At 53.5% G+C, this 17,782-nt stretch carries 15 protein-coding genes; 11 read left to right on the top strand and 4 right to left on the bottom strand.

Features of this window, described 5'->3' with window-relative positions; all coding sequences use genetic code 11:
- Window positions 1-18 precede the first annotated feature (18 nt).
- From ACUTSC_RS06500 to ACUTSC_RS06490, 3 genes are read left to right on the top strand one after another with little or no spacing between them, the layout of a single operon-like run.
- Window positions 19-4,092: a phage tail tip protein J-related protein gene (locus tag ACUTSC_RS06500; RefSeq protein WP_445653193.1), complete on the top strand. Its 4,074-nt coding sequence runs from the start codon at window positions 19-21 to the stop codon at window positions 4,090-4,092.
- A complete protein-coding gene (locus ACUTSC_RS06495; RefSeq protein ID WP_445653192.1) occupies window positions 4,092-4,469 on the top strand; it encodes a hypothetical protein in 378 nt (125 codons plus the stop codon). The genes ACUTSC_RS06500 and ACUTSC_RS06495 overlap by 1 nt, the downstream gene beginning before the upstream one ends.
- Window positions 4,462-5,268, top strand: a complete 807-nt coding sequence (locus ACUTSC_RS06490; RefSeq protein ID WP_445653191.1) for a hypothetical protein — start codon at window positions 4,462-4,464, stop codon at window positions 5,266-5,268. Before ACUTSC_RS06495 ends, ACUTSC_RS06490 begins: the two co-directional genes overlap by 8 nt.
- A gap of 45 nt (window positions 5,269-5,313) precedes the next feature.
- On the opposite strand, the gene ACUTSC_RS06485 is transcribed toward ACUTSC_RS06490, so the two are convergent.
- Window positions 5,314-5,544: a hypothetical protein gene (locus tag ACUTSC_RS06485; RefSeq protein WP_445653190.1), complete on the bottom strand. Its 231-nt coding sequence runs from the start codon at window positions 5,542-5,544 to the stop codon at window positions 5,314-5,316.
- Between the two features lie 146 nt (window positions 5,545-5,690).
- Here ACUTSC_RS06485 and ACUTSC_RS06480 point away from each other — a divergent pair, with 146 nt between their 5' ends.
- The 3 genes from ACUTSC_RS06480 to ACUTSC_RS06470 all read left to right on the top strand — a co-directional run bounded on the left by ACUTSC_RS06480 (window position 5,691) and on the right by ACUTSC_RS06470 (window position 9,202).
- Window positions 5,691-6,947: a phage tail fiber protein gene (locus ACUTSC_RS06480; RefSeq protein WP_445653189.1), complete on the top strand. Its 1,257-nt coding sequence runs from the start codon at window positions 5,691-5,693 to the stop codon at window positions 6,945-6,947.
- 4 nt (window positions 6,948-6,951) lie between these two features.
- Entirely contained in the window at window positions 6,952-8,391 is a 1,440-nt protein-coding gene (locus tag ACUTSC_RS06475; protein WP_445653188.1) for a phage tail fiber protein, read from the top strand.
- 481 nt (window positions 8,392-8,872) lie between these two features.
- Entirely contained in the window at window positions 8,873-9,202 is a 330-nt protein-coding gene (locus ACUTSC_RS06470; protein WP_074181291.1) for a colicin V family bacteriocin, read from the top strand.
- 206 nt (window positions 9,203-9,408) lie between these two features.
- Here ACUTSC_RS06470 and ACUTSC_RS06465 read toward each other — a convergent pair whose 3' ends face one another.
- From ACUTSC_RS06465 to ACUTSC_RS06455, 3 genes are all read right to left on the bottom strand, one after another.
- Window positions 9,409-9,672: a hypothetical protein gene (locus tag ACUTSC_RS06465; protein ID WP_445653187.1), complete on the bottom strand. Its 264-nt coding sequence runs from the start codon at window positions 9,670-9,672 to the stop codon at window positions 9,409-9,411.
- Window positions 9,673-9,835: 163 nt separating this feature from the next.
- Window positions 9,836-10,249: a hypothetical protein gene (locus ACUTSC_RS06460; protein ID WP_445653186.1), complete on the bottom strand. Its 414-nt coding sequence runs from the start codon at window positions 10,247-10,249 to the stop codon at window positions 9,836-9,838.
- A 40-nt stretch (window positions 10,250-10,289) separates the two neighbouring features.
- Entirely contained in the window at window positions 10,290-10,535 is a 246-nt protein-coding gene (locus ACUTSC_RS06455) for a DinI-like family protein (protein WP_445653185.1), read from the bottom strand.
- Window positions 10,536-11,137: 602 nt separating this feature from the next.
- Between ACUTSC_RS06455 and ansB the strand changes: the two genes are divergently transcribed.
- From ansB to rpsA, 5 genes are all read left to right on the top strand, one after another.
- The gene (gene ansB, locus ACUTSC_RS06450; RefSeq protein ID WP_197766470.1) at window positions 11,138-12,184 is read left to right on the top strand and encodes an L-asparaginase 2; all 1,047 of its coding nucleotides are present in this window, start codon (window positions 11,138-11,140) and stop codon (window positions 12,182-12,184) included.
- Window positions 12,185-12,486: 302 nt separating this feature from the next.
- Entirely contained in the window at window positions 12,487-13,572 is a 1,086-nt protein-coding gene (gene serC / locus ACUTSC_RS06445; RefSeq protein ID WP_197766469.1) for a 3-phosphoserine/phosphohydroxythreonine transaminase, read from the top strand.
- A gap of 113 nt (window positions 13,573-13,685) precedes the next feature.
- Window positions 13,686-14,972: a 3-phosphoshikimate 1-carboxyvinyltransferase gene (aroA, locus tag ACUTSC_RS06440; RefSeq protein ID WP_063989423.1), complete on the top strand. Its 1,287-nt coding sequence runs from the start codon at window positions 13,686-13,688 to the stop codon at window positions 14,970-14,972.
- Window positions 14,973-15,231: 259 nt separating this feature from the next.
- On the top strand, window positions 15,232-15,921 hold the full coding sequence (gene cmk / locus ACUTSC_RS06435) for a (d)CMP kinase (protein WP_164104757.1): 690 nt from the start codon (window positions 15,232-15,234) through the stop codon (window positions 15,919-15,921).
- A 184-nt stretch (window positions 15,922-16,105) separates the two neighbouring features.
- The gene (rpsA, locus tag ACUTSC_RS06430) at window positions 16,106-17,779 is read left to right on the top strand and encodes a 30S ribosomal protein S1 (protein ID WP_004928267.1); all 1,674 of its coding nucleotides are present in this window, start codon (window positions 16,106-16,108) and stop codon (window positions 17,777-17,779) included.
- Window positions 17,780-17,782 lie beyond the last annotated feature (3 nt).

Below are 17,782 nucleotides of genomic sequence, written 5' to 3'. Positions count from 1 at the left end.
CAAGCAAGGAGTGATTTCATGGGTAAAGGCGGCGGCAAACAAAGCACACCTTATGAGGCGCCGAATGATTTGAAGTCGCGTCAGAAACTGTCGATCATTGATCTTATCAGCGAAGGCCCCATCGAAGGTCCAGTCAAGGGCCTGCAGTCTGTCTACCTGGATGATACGCCGGCAGTGGATGACGGCGGCAACAGCAGTGTCAATGGCATGGTGGCGCAATGGCGTGCCGGCACACTGGAACAACCGGTGATGGAAGGGTTTACCGACTCGTCCAGTGAAACACCCGTTGGCATCGAGATAAAACAATCAGCGCCCGTTACACGGACCATCACCACACCCAACATTGATCGCCTGCGCCTTACGTTTGGCACACAGTCTCTGATGGAGGTCACTGAGGATGGTAGCCGCGTGCCAACGGCGGTTCAGCTGCAGGTCCAGATCCAGCGCAACGGCGCCTGGGTAACGGAAAAAGACGTGACCATTCGCGGCAAACGCAGCAACTCGCCCTACATGATGGCTGTGGTGCTTGATAACCTGCCTCCGCGGCCTTTCAGCGTGCGTATGGTGCGTACTACACCTGACAGCACGACAGACCGGATCCAGAATACAACGGTATGGTCGAGTTACACCGAGATCACTGACATCGCCCAGACTTACCCTGGCTCTGCAGTGGTGGGGCTGAATTTTGACAGTGAACAGTTCGGGAACAAATTCCCTCGCCGTAATTATCTGGTGCGTGGGCGCATCGTGCAGGTGCCGGATAACTACGATCCGGTCACCCGGACATATAACGGCATCTGGACCGGCGCTTTCAAGCCTGCTTGGTCAGATAACCCGGCGTTTGTGCTGTATGACTTGCTGACCCACCCACGCTACGGCATGGGAAAACGCCTTAACGTCGGTGAAGTAGACAAGTTTGCTCTCTATGCGATAGGGCAATATTGCGACCAGTCCGTGCCGAACGGCTTTGGCGGGCGTGAACCCCGCATGCGCTGTAATGCCTACCTGACCGATCTGCGCAAGGCCTACGACATCGTCAGCGAGCTCTGCGCCATGATGCGCGTGATGCCAGTCTGGGATGGGCGCCGCATGACGTTCATTCAGGACCGGCCCTCTGATGTCGTCTGGCCTTATACCAATGCCAATGTGGTAGGCGGCGCTTTCGGTTACAGTGCCAGCTCGCTAAAGGCGCGTCATACCGTGGTTGAAGTTCGATTTATCGATCCGGACAACGGCTGGAAAACCAGCGTTGAGCAGGTATCCGACGATGCCATGGTGGCGCGCTTTGGCCGTAATGTGCTGCGGGTCGATGCGTTTGGATGCACCAGCCGCGGTCAGGCACATCGTCACGGCCTGTGGATCCTGACCACCGAAAAGCGGGAAACGCAAACCGTGGAGTTTGCGGTGGGCGCCGAGGGATTGCGACACACGCCGGGCGACATCATCGAGGTGGCGGACAATGATTACGTGGATGCGCAGATCGGCGGCCGCCTGGTTAGTGTCGATGAAAAAACGAATACGCTGACGCTCGATCGCCCCGTAGAAAAGCCGGCCAAGGGTCAGGCGACCCTCAGTCTGATGGACGCCACAGGGCAACCGGTTCGCCTGACGGTGACGGGTTTCCCTGCGGCCAACCAGCTTCAGGTCAACGGCTTGCCCGCGGGCGTGCGCGAGGGAGGCGTTTGGGCGCTCGGCCTGCCTTCTTTGCGGCGCCGACTGTTCAGGGCCATCACGGTCAGCGACAAGGGAGATGGCACTTATGCCGTTACGGCGGTACAGCATGTGCCGGAGAAAGAGGCGATTGTCGATAATGGCGCACGCTTCGACCCAAAACCTGACACTAATCTGAGCACTCTCATCCCGCCGGTTGAGCACCTGGCGGTCGAGCTGACGCAAGACACGGAAGCGTGGCAGGTGGTCGCCACCTGGGATACGCCTTATGCCGCGCGAGGGATAAGTTTTGTCCTCAAGTTAACGGTAGGGGGGCGCATTGTCGGGACGGCCACCACGACAGACAGCCTCTATCGTTTTGGCGGACTGCCGCGCGGGGATTATACCCTGGCGGTCACGGCGCAGAACACCCGCGGGCAGAAAGGGGAGCCGACATCCGTCACGTTCTCGATTAATCCGCCGGCACCGCCGTCCTATATTGACGTTGAACCCGGTTATTTCAGTCTCGGCGTGATCCCGCGCACCGGTGGCATGAACGCGCTGCGCACGCAGTTTGAGTTCTGGTATTCCGACCTGCAACTTACGGACATCACCACGGTCACCGCCCGGGCGCAATATCTGGGCACGGGCACGCTGTGGGTGGTGCAGGGGCAACATATCAAGCCTGGTCACCGATATTATTTTTACGTGCGCAGTGTAAACGCTGTCGGGAAATCCAACTTCGTCGAGGCCAGCGGTGAACCGCGCGATGATGCACGCGGCATTCTCGATATTATTGCCGGACAGATACTGGAAAGTGACCTGGGTAAAGCGCTGCAGGAGAAAATTAACAGCGCCATCACCGAGGCCAACCTGAAAGATATCGAGAAGCAGATCGAGACGGTACGTGACCAGTTGGGTGCTGATGCTGCCGCGCTGGACAAGCAGCTTGCCGATGCATCAGAGCGCCTGGACAGCCTCGCCAAGGCAGCACTTGAAAATAGCCTCGGGCTGCAGCAGGAGAAGCAGGAGCGCGGCGAGCGCGAAGCGTGGATCATTGACCGGCAAAACATTCTGGAGACCGATACGGAGTCCATCGCCGAGCATGTCACGCAGCTGGGCGCGAACTTCGATGGGCAGCAGGCCAAGCTGACCACGCTCGAAAAGACGGTCTCGGATAATCAGCAGGCCACGGCGACTTCGCTCAAGCAGCTGGAAAGCCGTACTGAAACCAGCGAAGGGGCTATCAAAGACCTGCGGCAGACAGTGGCCACCGACAGCAAGGCGACGGCGGAGCAGCTCCGCAAGCTGGATTCCAAAGTCGACGAGAACGCGGCCGGTATCACCCAACTGAAGCAGTCGCAAAGTGACCTCGAAGGCAGCCAGGCACAGATTGCGCAGGGGCTGGAGGCGAACGCCAAAGCCACCATCCAAAACTCGCTCAACCAGGTGGAGGGCGAACAGCGGCAGGCTGCTGTCTCGGCCACGCTGAAAACCACGCAGGAGGTGATTGCCAATCAGCAGGAGGCCCATGCCAAACAGCTCACCACCCTGACTGCCAATTTCGATACGGCGTCGGCCAGCCTGACGCGGCTGGATGAAACCGTAGCCCGTGAAAAGGAAGCAACCAGCCGGGCGTTGCAGAATATGGGCAGCGAGGTCGATAAGAACAAATCCAGCATCACCCAGGAAGCGAAAACCCGCGCCGATGCCGACAGGGCGCTTGGCGAGCGCATCACGCAGGTCAAGAGTGAAACCGTTGATTCGGTGGCGCAGGCGCTCGACCAGGTGAAAACCGTGAGCGAGGCTCAGCAGGCCAGCGGTTCGCGCATCCATAGCCTGGAAGCGTCTGCCGCTATCGACAACACGCCGGAAGGGCTGATTGAGCAGGCGCTGGGGCTTCATGAGCAGGGCAAAGAGCGCCGGAAGGCCGAGGCTAAAATCATCCATGAGCAGACTGTTATCGCTAATCAGCAGGAAGCCGTCGCGAAAGAGCAGACCACGCTCAAGGCGCAACTGGGTGAAAACACTGCGCAGCTGCAGCAGGTCAGCGAGGTGCAGGCAGACATCAACGGCAAACTGTCTGCGACATGGATGGTCAAGGTTGAAGTGGATGCCAACGGTAACCCTGTCGTGGGTGGCGTTGCGCTGGGTGTGGATAGCGAAGGCAATAGCCAGTTTCTGGTGGATGCCAACCGCTTCGCCATCATCAACCGGGCAAATGGTCAGGTCGCAGTGCCGTTCGTGGTGCAAAACGGGCAGATGTTCGTCGATCAAGCTTTCATTCAGGACGCGTCCATCGGTAACGCGAAAATAGCCAATGAAATCAGTTCTAAAGGGTTCAATGTGAATGGGGGCTGGCGGATTAGCAGGTCTGAAAATAACATGATTTTCACTGATGAAAAAAATATCGTCCGCGTTAAACTGGGGAGGTTGTGGTAATGAATGGGCAATACGGCTGGCAAATATTCGACCCCAACGGGAAAATGGTTGCAGATCATACGGTCATTATGTCGCGTTGGCTCGGTTCATATGATATTGGAATTATTCAGTGGTGGGGAAAACCGCCACATTCATGGAGCCATCGAATCGACAATATTCCATTTAATGGCGGAACCCCGTATTGTTATACTGTACCGATTCCAGGTTACGTTTTGCCTGATGGCTGGGTGTATTGCTATTCGCCGCCAGATATTTATTGTGGCCCTAATTATATCGATATTTCATACAATGATGCGATCCGTTCTTACCCTGATGATTTGGGGGGAGGGCTGGCGCTTGGTCTTTTGACCGTGCATTGGGGGGTATACAATGCCTAGTGGGTACGGCATACAGCTTATCAATGACAAAAATTATGTTGTTGCGAATACGGATGATGTTAATTATACGTTAAGGTCAGCGGGGCAAATTCATAATGCGTCGTTCGCGCCGCCTTTTGCGGGAAGTCTTGCTTCGTCTTGCGCAATTAATTTGGATGATTGTTTTGCGCCTATCGTGTTCTTTAAACCCATGAATGCAGACCAGCGAATCTGTTGTATGCCGGGTGATGACCGAGATTGGATTAGCCCCCAAATTCCAACCAGAAAGTGGAACCGGATTTTGAAGTGGGCTAACAAAAACGTCGGGGCAATTCAATATTATGTTTTTGACCGCTGGATACCGCCTGAACGTTCTGCATACGGATTGCAGATATCTAATGCGCAAGGCGGAATTATTTTTGATAGCGGCTGGAATTTCATGAAGGTTAAGTCCGTATTGTGGTTAGAACCGGGCTATCCAAATAAGAATATTAACGACCCCGAGGGAGGTAACTGGACGGTGGTTGGTTCCGCAGGCTCGGGAAACCTTGCTATGGCAATGCCAAATCCAAGGGGGTACATTGTTGATGGAGCTGCATGGAGCGGCACAAACGGATATATGCTTTACGAGTGTTTCCACTTCTCTGATTGGGATAATAAAATAACCGTTTCATTGGTTCCCCGTGGTGAATATCTTTGGACTGCTCCAAAGAGTGGGTGGGCTAACCCTAACACACGCTCTCAGATAATGGTGGTTGATGTCGATGGATTGCCAACCAACTACTACGACCGGACAATAATTAAAGGGTTTACCTCATGAAAAGCCCCGGTTCGGGGCAATGGTTTTTGCTGGATTGATGAGCTATTACTTCAAGGTGTTTAAGTCTGTTGGGTGCAGAGCTATCAGGCCTACACTTCCCGCACAGATATATGAAACCCTTTTCTTGATAAGTGACAGGTCACTTTGGTTATAATTTTCTGATGGCGTTTGAATGGTCTTATTTGCACAATTTACTGTGAAGTATTCCGTTTTATGGTTTGCACATCCTGAGGCAGCTAAAGCGCAAATGGCAGTAATGGTAATAATAAGCTTCATGGCATTTCCTTTGTTGGTAAGCAATTCCTTGCATTCATCGTACAGAAAGGAATGGTGATATTGAAATTGGTTTTGTAGATCAATATTGCTTAATTGATCGTTCAAAACGATCGTTATGTATTCAAATCACATTTAAGGACACTCTAATGGCAATATACGATACCGGGACGGTCACGTTCAGCGGTACAACCGTCAATGGCAGCGGTGTGAACTGGCAGACCGCCAATAACCCCGTTCGCCCAGGCAACACGCTTCTGGTAATGCCCGCCTTTGAGGCTTTCACCGTGTTGCGTATCAACAGCGCGACGCAACTTGTGGTTAACCGAGCGCCAACGAAAGCCATCAGCAACAGCGCCTACTGCCTGCTACTGACCGATGCCCTGAGCAACGACGCACTGGCACAGCGCGTATCGGAAATGACGCGCTACTACGAGCAACAAGTGAATGCCTGGGGGCAGTTGATCACCGCGTCCGAGGATGTGTCCATTATTGGGCCGGATGGCAGTGCGGTGAAAGTCCCTTCACTCAAGAAGCTGTATGATGGCTTGGGCGCGAAGGCCGATAAATCTGATTTGAGCAAAAAAGCCGATACGTCAGCGATAGAAAATTTATCCAAATCTTTAGGTACAGCAGCCAAAAAAAATATTGGGAAGGGATATGGAAGCATTCCACTTTCTGGCGATGGTGGATTCATTGCGCCAGGGGGAGATACCAGTACGAATGAAAATGACATAAATAGTCTGTTTAATAAATTCATGAATTCTGGAATGATTGTTTACCGAAACAATGTTGATGTAACCAACAACTGGGTGCATCCGAAATATTCGCCCTCGCTGTTTGTTCCTGCCGGAGATACTTTCGCTGCAATTTCTTTTCCTTATGATCCGGGGCAGGGGGCTGTGAGAATATTTGGGGGGCGTAGAAAAAATGACTGGAATGGGAAAGCATTATATAGCCGGGCACTATGGGACTCGGTAAACACGTCAGTTGATGGCAATGGCTTCATAAAAAAAGCCTCGCCGATCGTGAAGCTTTTCCGCGATGGTTCGAGCGAACTCAACAGCGAAAGCCAAGGCGTCACGACTGAGCGCGTTTGTGAGGGTGTTTATCGCGTCTCCGGCACGCTCGGATTTAACGCTGATGCAGAATGGGGCGGCCCAGAGGGCGGAATTGAGGTGCCGCTCGACCGCAACAAACAGCCGCTGGTCTGGGTAGATTACGAAGTGGAGCCGTCCGGCGACCTGCTGATAAAAACCTACCACCGAGCGCACCCATCAGGCCCAACATTCGCCCGTAACAATAAGCCAGGTTATGACGATGGAATGCCCATCGACATTCCTGATGGGCGATGGGTAGATTTGCGAGTCCAAATGCCTGAATCACAACGTCAAGTGAAGGAATGAAGTCATGTGGTATACCACCGGAAAAATCACGGTCACCAACAAAGGCGCCAACGTTACTGCCACCGGCACCCAATGGAGCGTATCGCGCCACGGCGTATTACCCGGCATGATATTCATCGGCCCGGACGGCAAGCTGTATGAAATCCAGCGCGTGAACAGCGATACCTCACTGACGCTATCAGCGCCCTACAGCGGCCCTACAGCTAAAGACCAGGCCTACGCCATCATTACCACTTATGAAGGTGACCTGACGCAGTTCTCGGCGAAGTTCAGCAACCTGCTGGCGTCATTCGGCGGCAACCGGCAGGACTTGCTCAGTTGGCTGACCGCCAAAGGTGACGTAAGTATCACCAAAGACGACGGCAGCAAGCTCACCGTGCCGAGCCTCGACAAAATCAACCAGAAAGCGAGTCTTGCCACCGATACCGGGTTTGGTGTTGGCCCCAGACACGCCGATGATGCGTACTCTAACAATGCTCGCATATGCCGGGTAACCGGCGCATCCAAGAACGCTCCGAGCGGTGGTTCCTCGGGGGTGTTAAGTCTGCCTATCGACGGTGGTCCGTCATCGAGCTACCTTGCCATCCAAAATAATGGCGCTGCTTGGGTGGGGGTCTCGAACAAACCGGAAAACGGTGTGCGTTGGCTGCGGTTGTATACGGAAGATAACAAGCCGAAACCAGGCGATATCAACGTCTACAGCAAGACTGAATCCGATAGCCGATACTTTGCCCGGGGTACTACTGCGACAACCAAGGATGTGGCCTGGAATGCCGCTTCCGGCGTTTACAACACCCAAGAAGCCGGCATGACCATGGTGGTGCACTTTGCTGCAGGCGGTACTGGCAGCACGCGGGCGGCAGATTTTCGGTTCAACTTTGGTAACGGCGGACTGGCTTATCGTTCATCGCGCGACGGCTTTGGGTATGAAAAGGGATGGGCCGGGCTCTGGAGCACGGCTAATACGTCCGTGGACGGCAACGGCTTCATCAAGAAAGCCTCGCCGATAGCTCGCCTGTCTGGCAATCCTGAAGCAATGGACTCGGACTATCTTGACGGTTTCACGCTGTCGGGGATGGCTGCAGTGAATGACGAAGCGGCAGGTGTTAAAGCTGAACGTCAGGGCGTGGGCGTCTATACCGTCACAGGTTCTCTTGGACTGGCAAAAGAGGGGTGGACGATTGAGGTACCGCAGGACATCAACGGCAACCGCCTGTGTTTCGTGGAGACCGACACCACCAAAGACGGCACTATTACCGTCAGGGTTAGCAAACGCCGCTTTGACGTTGATACGGCCTCCATTGTGGCCGGTGAACCGATGGATATTCCGGCTGGGCGATGGATTGATCTTCGCCTGGAAATGCCTGTGAGCGAGGTTGAAGAAGCACCGGAAGCAGTCGAGGAAACGGCCGCTCTTGAAAATGTTAACGTTGACCCTATCTAAAATCCGCTGCCCCGTCGCCGGCCTCGTAGTGTTCAGTCAAGTAGAACATCGGCAGGGGCAGTATCTTTGGTGGTGCTGACCGCCTGGCGGAATAAGCTCTTGACAAAGGATGATAAAGTGAGAATGATAATCAAAGTCATTTTCATGGGTTGTGGGTTGCCACTTTCTCAGAGTCATGAATATAGCATTTGGAATGGGCGATACAAATTAAACAGTTTGTGAATTTTGGCTTGCTCATTAATTATATGGTTAAGGGAAATGATAATTATATAGAGGTGTATAATGAAGTTTTCATTCGACAATTCGTTCTTTAAACGATGGATAAGAAATTCGTTATATATTCTTTCGATATTCAGTGTTGTTAATTATGTTAGTGAGAGCATTCACAGTGAAAGTTATTTCTTTGTCGTGATTTTTGCTATTTGTTTTATTGTGGGCTTTGTTTTTTCATTGTTTAACTTAAATTTACAGGAACGTAAAGATGAAAGAACTTAATTTGAGTGAAATTAATCTGGTTTCAGGAGCTGGTGGGGAACAGGTAGCTCAACTGGCAGGTACTATCGCTGGAACTTGGCTCGGTGGTGGTAACCCCTATGCTGGAGCCCTCGGTGGTTATGCGGCCGGAGAGATTTACGATGGAATTCAGAATGGCTATCAAACGGCCCCAAATATAGATGTTGGTGTCGGGTCTTATAATGCTAATTTTAATTCTGACTTAGGTACTAGCGGTAGTTTCTCTGTTGCAGATGTGCAAGCCATGGGATGGTGTAATTTTAATATGACTTACTTTTCCAGTTCTAACGGCTGCTAAGTTTAATCTTTTGTGCAGGCATATTTTTATGCCTGCAGTTTTATTTTTATTAAATTAATACGCCTAATGAGATAATGTTACGTAACCTTGATGATTTACCATTCGTTTTAATGAATTCACTCCGTGGTTGCTCATCTATCGTAACAGAAGGAGTAGATACCACATCGTCCAGTAGCTTTATCTTATCAATGGTAAAATAAAGTACATCAATCAATCAACTGCACGGCGTTGTTTTCGATGCCGGCTTCGATGTAATCGACGCGCTTCTGCAGCTCGCCGATCAGCGCCTTGGCAACGTCCAGCCGAATCATCACATCCTGATCGGCAAAGGTGGTGGCCTTGTCAGCGCACACATATGACATCGTATCCACGAAGGATGAGCGCAGCAGAACGAAACCGCCAAAGGCACTATGGTCTGCCTGAAAGTTGGTCAGCTGCCGCATGCCGATAATTTCGTCTTGAGATTTCATATGTTGAGTCCGATAGAAGTTTGTTGGCTATTTTTATACTTAAATTATTGTTCGATCAATTTCGAATCCAGTGTTTACGGGATGTTGTTAGTTGTTGGCAAAATGTTAAATAAGAAGTGTTTACCTTACACTATTACGTTTTAATTGCATAATAACCATCCGGCTAACCCCACCCAGAATCACAAGAAAAGATCGCGGATTTTAAAAACTCAACATCTGAATTTTTTTGTGAGATTAGTTGAATTGAACTTTGTTTTTTACCTTCATGCCATTCGTCACTTTCATTCTTATCTGTGATAATAAGTTCAGCAATAGCATTGTCGTCTATCGGTGATTTGTTTCTTGGGTAAACATAGTATAGCTTCACTAGATCATCGGAGTCTCCTTGGTAGTCTAGGCTATAACCGTTTTTATAAATTGAATTACTTAGACACACTTCTAGGTCAAAAGGTTTTTTTGTGGATTCTAGCAATTCTGTATGGGTGTTTTTATCGAATGGATTAATTGGCATGCATCCAATTGTTAACATGCTAATGATGACGCAATTTAAAATTTTGGGGTTTATCAAAGAAAGCATGGTATCCGTTCCTCAGTTTGATATTGGAAGCTTACTTAAGCTACATTATTATAAACCAGTCATCCGCGCTTTCCCACGTATCCTGCAGTATTTCCTCGATCTGCTCTCTGTCGGCCGGCGTGCAGTTTCGGACTGATAAGCCATCCATACCTGCTAAACGAACGGTAGCTTCAATATCAGCAAACTTCCGCTGCAAGCGTTTGTTCAGCTCGATAGCTAATGCCGAAGCTGCGCCTGGCGGAAGCTGCTTGCTCTTGTCCACTCGAACCTCAACATAAATTCGCATTTCTCCTCCTTGAAAACAAAGAACACCCGGTGCTCATGATTATAATCAATGAGTTGTCTTTGTCATTCCCCGAGTTAGCCTACCTTTGCGATGCTGCTGAACCGACTTTTTCGCCTCATGAACCCACCCGTGGGTCGGTTCAAAACAAAAAATAATCTTTATTAAATTCATTGCGTTAGTCGCGTGAACCGACTGAACCTACCGAACCCACCACCTTCTGGTTATATATAGGGGATTTTTTGAGAAAATAAATCCATAATCTAAGTGTTAAATTGGTGGTTAAAAAATAACCATGCTGGCAGTGAGAATGATGACTCATGGAATAAGATTGCTGGGTGTTCACAATTTTCCGTGGGGTACGTGGTGGGGCCGAAAGCTGAGTTTTACCGTTTTTTAATTCATTTTTATTTACTTAAATCAATTGTTTGCGTCTTTTATATTCCGTTTGCGTCATTGTCTTCACTTTTTGCGCGTACTAAAAACGCGCAATGATACGGGGTTTTACGCTGGAGCTCCACGTATTCCTAAATCGATGGCAAAGTCACAGTTTTTTTAAGGATAAAGGCCATAATTCAGCGAGTTATCTGTCACGGAGAAATCTAATGAAATCAGTGAAACTCAGCGTGTTAACCCTCTTGTTGACCGGCGCCAGCGCCTCGGCGCTGGCGCTGCCCAACATCACCCTGCTGGCGACCGGCGGCACCATCGCCGGCGGCGGCGATTCGGCGACGAAATCCAACTATACGGCGGGCAAATTGGGCGTCGAGGCGTTGGTCGATGCGGTGCCGGCGCTGAAAGATATCGCCAACGTGCAGGGAGAGCAGGTGGTGAACATCGGCTCGCAGGACATGAACGATCAGGTCTGGCTGACGCTGGCGAAGAAAATTGACGCCGACTGCGGCAAAACCGACGGCTTCGTCATCACCCACGGCACCGATACGCTGGAAGAGACGGCCTATTTCCTCGATCTGACGGTGAAGTGCGACAAGCCGGTGGTGCTGGTGGGGGCGATGCGGCCGGCGACGGCGATGAGCGCCGACGGCCCGTTCAACCTGTATAATGCGGTGGTGACGGCGGCGGATCCGCAATCGGCCAACCGCGGGGTGCTGGTGGCGATGAACGACACGGTGCTGGATGCGCGCGACGTCACCAAGACCAACACCACCGCCGTGCAGACCTTCCAGTCGCCGAACTACGGCCCGCTGGGGTATATCCACAACGGCAAGGTTGATTACCAGCGTTCGCCGCAGCGTAAGCATACCCGGGATACGCCGTTCGACGTCAGCAAGTTGAGCGAACTGCCGAAGGTCGGCATCGTCTACAACTATGCCAACGCCTCCGATGCGCCGGCCAAGGCGCTGATCGCCGAAGGCTACCAGGGCATCGTCAGCGCCGGGGTCGGCAACGGCAATCTGTATAAAGCGGTGTTCGACACCCTGGCGACGGCGGCGCACCACGGTGTGGCGGTGGTGCGTTCATCGCGCGTGCCGACCGGCGCCACCACCGAAGATGCGGAAGTGGACGATGCCAAGTACGGCTTTGTGGCCGCCGGCACGCTGAATCCGCAAAAAGCGCGCATACTGCTGCAGCTGGCGCTGACGCAAACCAAAGACGCGAAGCAGATCCAGCAGATGTTCAATCAGTACTGATCGTTTTCTTCCCTGCGGGGGCCGACCGGGCTCCCGTAGCCATCTTGGCTGAATACAGCATAAAACACCGCGTTAACCCGCTGAATTTCCCCATGTCGCAGGGTTTTATCGTCCAAACAATCGCGACGGCCGCAGAGCCTGTCATCACCCGGCGCGGCCGTTTGCCGCCGACGGGCGAATAAGCGTTGCAGCCATGGGGCGTGAGTGATAAAACCGATAGGTTGGTTAACGCGAGCGTTAACTTCGGGCGTCTTTTCGACAGGTCGCTTTTCTGCGGCGAACAGTGAATGTGGTGAGGGGAAATGACTCAGGTTTATAATTTTAGCTCTGGCCCGGCGATGCTGCCGGTTGAAGTGTTGCGTCGTGCGGAACAGGAACTGTGCAACTGGCACGGGCTGGGCACGTCAGTGATGGAGATCAGTCACCGCAGCAAAGAGTTCATCGCCGTTGCCGAGCAGGCGGAACAGGATCTGCGCGATCTGCTGAAAATCCCCTCCAACTATAAAGTGCTGTTTTGCCACGGCGGCGCCCGCGGGCAGTTTGCCGCACTGCCGCTGAACCTGCTGGGCGACAAGGCCACCGCCGACTATATCGACGGCGGCTATTGGGCGCACAGCGCCATCAAGGAAGCGGAGAAGTATTGCACCCCGAACGTCATCGACGTGAAAACCCGCATCGACGGCCTGAGCGGCATCAAACCGATGAAAGCGTGGCAGCTCAGCGACGACGCGGCTTATGTGCACTATTGCCCGAATGAGACCATCGACGGCGTAGCCATCGATGAAACGCCGGACTTCGGCGACAAAGTGGTGATCGGCGATTACTCCTCGACCATTCTGTCCCGCCCGCTCGATGTCAGCCGTTTCGGCGTGATTTACGCCGGCGCGCAGAAAAATATCGGCCCGGCCGGCTTGACGCTGGTGATCGTGCGCGACGATCTGCTGGGTAAGGCGCGCAAAGAAGTGCCGTCGATCCTCGACTACACCGTGCTGGCCGAGAACGACTCGATGTTCAACACCCCGCCGACCTTCGCCTGGTACTTGTCCGGGCTGGTGTTCAAATGGCTGAAAGAGCAGGGCGGCCTGGTGGAAATGCAGAAACGCAATCAGGCCAAGGCCGAGTTGTTGTATAAGACTATCGATAAATCCGACTTCTACCGCAGTCAGGTGGCGATCGCCAACCGTTCCTGGATGAACGTGCCGTTCCAGCTGGCCGATGCGGCGCTGGACAAGGTGTTCCTCAGTGAAGCCGAAGCCATCGGCCTGCAGGCGCTGAAAGGCCACCGGGTAGTTGGCGGCATGCGCGCTTCTATTTACAATGCCATGCCGCTGGCCGGCGTGCAGGCGCTGACCGACTTCATGGCCGACTTCGAACGTCGTCACGGTTGATTCCGTCAGCCCGCCAGGCGCGGGCTGCTCAGGCTGTTGTCCTTTTGCATTAAAGCGGCTCCGGCATTATTCCGGAGCCGTTTCGTTTATCAGAATTGGAGAGTTTTGTTCACATGGTGGATTCCCTGACGTTACATCCGGTCGCCCTGGTCAATGGCACCGTCAACTTACCCGGCTCCAAGAGCGTTTCTAACCGCGCTCTGCTGCTGGCGGCGCTGGCGAAAGGCACGACCCGGCTGACCAACCTGCTGGACAGCGACGACGTGCGTCATATGCTGAACGCGCTGCAGGCGTTGGGCGTGAACTATCAGCTTTCCGCCGATCGCACCGTATGCGAGGTGACCGGTGTGGCCGGGCCGCTGGTGGCCGATCGGCCGCTGGAACTGTTCCTCGGCAACGCCGGTACGGCGATGCGCCCATTGGCGGCGGCGCTGTGCCTCGGCGAAGGCGACGTGGTGTTGACCGGCGAACCGCGCATGAAAGAGCGCCCGATCGGCCATCTGGTGGACGCGTTGCGCCAGGGCGGGGCGCAGATTGATTACCTCGAGCAGACCGATTACCCGCCGATTCGCCTGCGCGGCGGCTTCCAGGGCGGCGACGTCACCGTTGACGGCAGCGTCTCCAGCCAATTCCTGACCGCGTTGCTGATGACCGCGCCGCTGGCGCCGCAGGATACGCAGATCCACATCAAGGGCGAGCTGGTTTCCAAGCCGTACATCGACATCACGCTGCATCTGATGCGCACCTTCGGCGTATCGGTGAGCCACGACAACTACCGGGTGTTCCATATCCAGGGGCGCCAGACGTATATCGCGCCGGGCGATTACCTGGTTGAGGGGGACGCCTCTTCCGCCTCCTACTTCCTGGCGGCGGCGGCGATCAAAGGCGGCACCGTGCGCGTGACCGGCATCGGCCGTAAAAGCGTGCAGGGCGACACCAAGTTTGCCGACGTGCTGGAGAAAATGGGCGCGCGCATTACCTGGGGCGACGATTTCATCGAGTGCAGCCGCGGTGAACTGCGCGGCATCGACATGGACATGAACCACATTCCGGACGCTGCGATGACCATCGCCACTGCGGCGCTGTTCGCCGAGGGGCCGACCACCATTCGCAATATCTACAACTGGCGGGTGAAGGAGACCGACCGTCTGGCGGCGATGGCGACCGAGCTGCGTAAAGTGGGGGCTGAAGTGGACGAAGGCGAAGACTATATTCACGTTGTGCCGCCGGCCAAACTGCAGTTTGCCGAGATCGGCACCTACAACGATCACCGCATGGCGATGTGTTTCTCGCTGGTGGCGCTGTCGGATACTCCGGTCACCATTCTCGATCCGAAATGCACTGCGAAAACCTTCCCGGACTATTTCGAACAGCTGGCGCGCATCAGCCAGCCGGCGTAATCCGTCAAATCGTTTATTTTAAGGCCCCTTTGTGGGCCTTTATCATTTTTAACCTTTGGCGACCGGTGTTTCTTCTATACTTTTTCTCGGTTGTGCGCTTATTTTCAACAACCGGACAGTTCCAGGGTAACAGATCGCCGTAGGGCAGCGTATAATACGCCACCGTATTTGCCCCTGATTGGGCAGGTGACAGGGCGCACGGGCTTCGAGTCGAAGCTCGCCGTGCCTCTGTGAGGTTTTCTACCTGAAGGAGAGAGAAATGACGGCTACAGCCCCGGTGATAACCGTTGATGGACCAAGTGGCGCAGGCAAAGGCACGCTGTGTAAAGCGTTGGCCGAGTCCCTTGGTTGGCGTTTGCTGGACTCCGGCGCGATCTATCGCGTGCTGGCGCTGGCGGCGTTGCATCATCAGGTGGATATCACTTCTGAGGAAGCGCTGGTTCCGCTGGCCGCACATCTCGATGTTCGCTTCGTTGCCCTGGACGGCAAGCTGCAGGTGATTTTGGAAGGTGAGGACGTCAGCAATGAGATCCGCACCGAAACCGTCGGCAACACCGCGTCGCAAGCGGCTGCGTTTCCGCGCGTGCGCGAGGCGCTGCTGCGTCGCCAGCGCGCATTCCGCGAGGCGCCCGGCCTGATTGCCGATGGCCGCGACATGGGCACGGTGGTGTTCCCTGACGCGCCGGTCAAGATTTTCCTCGACGCCAGCTCGGAGGAGCGCGCACACCGCCGCATGCTGCAGTTGCAGGAGAAGGGCTTTAATGTTAACTTTGAACGTCTTTTAGCCGAGATAAAGGAACGGGACGACCGTGACCGTAATCGGCCTATCGCGCCTCTGGTGCCCGCTTCTGACGCCCTCGTGCTGGATTCTACCAGCATGTCGATCGAGGAAGTGATCCGGCAGGCGTTGACGTATGCACAGAAAGTGTTGGCGTTGCCGCAGCAATAAGCGCGGCGGCGCTATTGGCTTTTTGTCATATTTGTCATAGCGGTATCGCAATATATCGGGTAAAATTTTACCCCTGTAACCTTAAACCCTGTCGGCATGGAGCCAATGGCGGGGTATGTGAAACAACCCCATTCGGCGGGACGCTAAATGGACGTTAAACTAAAGAACCCTGAAGATTAACAACATGACTGAATCTTTCGCTCAACTCTTTGAAGAATCCTTAAAAGAAATCGAAACCCGCCCGGGTTCCATCGTTCGTGGCGTCGTTGTTGCTATCGACAAAGATATCGTACTGGTTGACGCCGGTCTGAAATCTGAGTCTGCCATCCCGGCTGAGCAATTCAAAAACGCCCAGGGCGAGCTGGAAATCCAGGTTGGTGACGAAGTTGACGTTGCTCTGGATGCTGTTGAAGACGGCTTCGGTGAAACCCTGCTGTCCCGTGAGAAAGCTAAGCGTCACGAAGCTTGGATCACGCTGGAAAAAGCTTACGAAGAAGCTGAGACTGTAACCGGTGTTATCAACGGCAAAGTGAAGGGTGGCTTCACCGTCGAGCTGAACGGCATCCGCGCGTTCCTGCCAGGTTCCCTGGTTGACGTGCGTCCGGTACGTGACACTCTGCACCTGGAAGGCAAAGAGCTTGAGTTCAAAGTCATCAAGCTGGATCAGAAGCGCAACAACGTTGTCGTTTCTCGCCGTGCGGTTATCGAATCCGAGAACAGCGCTGAGCGCGATCAACTGCTGGAAAACCTGCAGGAAGGCATGGAAGTTAAAGGTATCGTTAAGAACCTCACTGACTACGGTGCATTCGTTGATCTGGGCGGCGTAGACGGCCTGCTGCACATCACTGACATGGCTTGGAAACGCGTTAAGCACCCAAGCGAAATCGTCAATGTTGGCGATGAAATCACTGTTAAAGTGCTGAAGTTCGACCGCGAGCGTACTCGTGTATCCCTGGGCCTGAAACAGCTGGGCGAAGATCCATGGGTTGCTATCGCGAAACGTTATCCAGAAGGCACCAAGCTGACTGGTCGTGTAACCAACCTGACTGATTACGGCTGCTTCGTAGAAATCGAAGAAGGCGTTGAAGGTCTGGTACACGTTTCTGAAATGGATTGGACCAACAAAAACATCCATCCGTCCAAAGTTGTTAACGTGGGCGACGTAGTGGAAGTGATGGTTCTGGACATCGATGAAGAACGTCGTCGTATCTCCCTGGGCCTGAAGCAGTGCAAATCCAACCCATGGCAGCAGTTCGCAGAAACCCACAACAAGGGCGACCGCGTTGAAGGTAAAATCAAGTCTATCACTGACTTCGGTATCTTCATCGGCCTGGACGGCGGCATCGACGGCCTGGTTCACCTGTCTGACATCTCCTGGAACGTTGCAGGCGAAGAAGCAGTACGTGAATACAAGAAAGGCGACGAAATCGCAGCGGTTGTTCTGCAAGTTGACGCAGAGCGCGAGCGTATCTCCCTGGGCGTGAAGCAGCTGGCTGAAGACCCGTTCAATAACTACCTGTCTATGAACAAGAAAGGTGCTATTGTTACTGGTAAAGTCACTGCAGTTGACGCCAAAGGTGCTACAGTTGAATTGGCAGGCGGCGTAGAAGGTTACCTGCGTGCATCTGAAGCCTCTCGCGACCGCATTGAAGATGCAACTCTGGTTCTGAACGTAGGTGACGAAGTTGAAGCCAAATTCACCGGCGTTGACCGTAAGAACCGCGTTGTAAGCCTGTCCGTACGTGCTAAGGACGAAGCTGACGAGAAAGACGCCATCGCTACTGTTAACAACAAACAGGAAGAAGGCAACTTCTCTAACGCAATGGCTGAAGCTTTCAAAGCGGCTAAAGGCGAGTAATGA

The sequence above is a fragment of the Serratia sp. TSA_105.2 genome (genome assembly GCF_052692115.1).
Note: the sequence above shows the minus strand (reverse complement) of the source record. Positions and strands in the feature narration are given on the sequence as shown.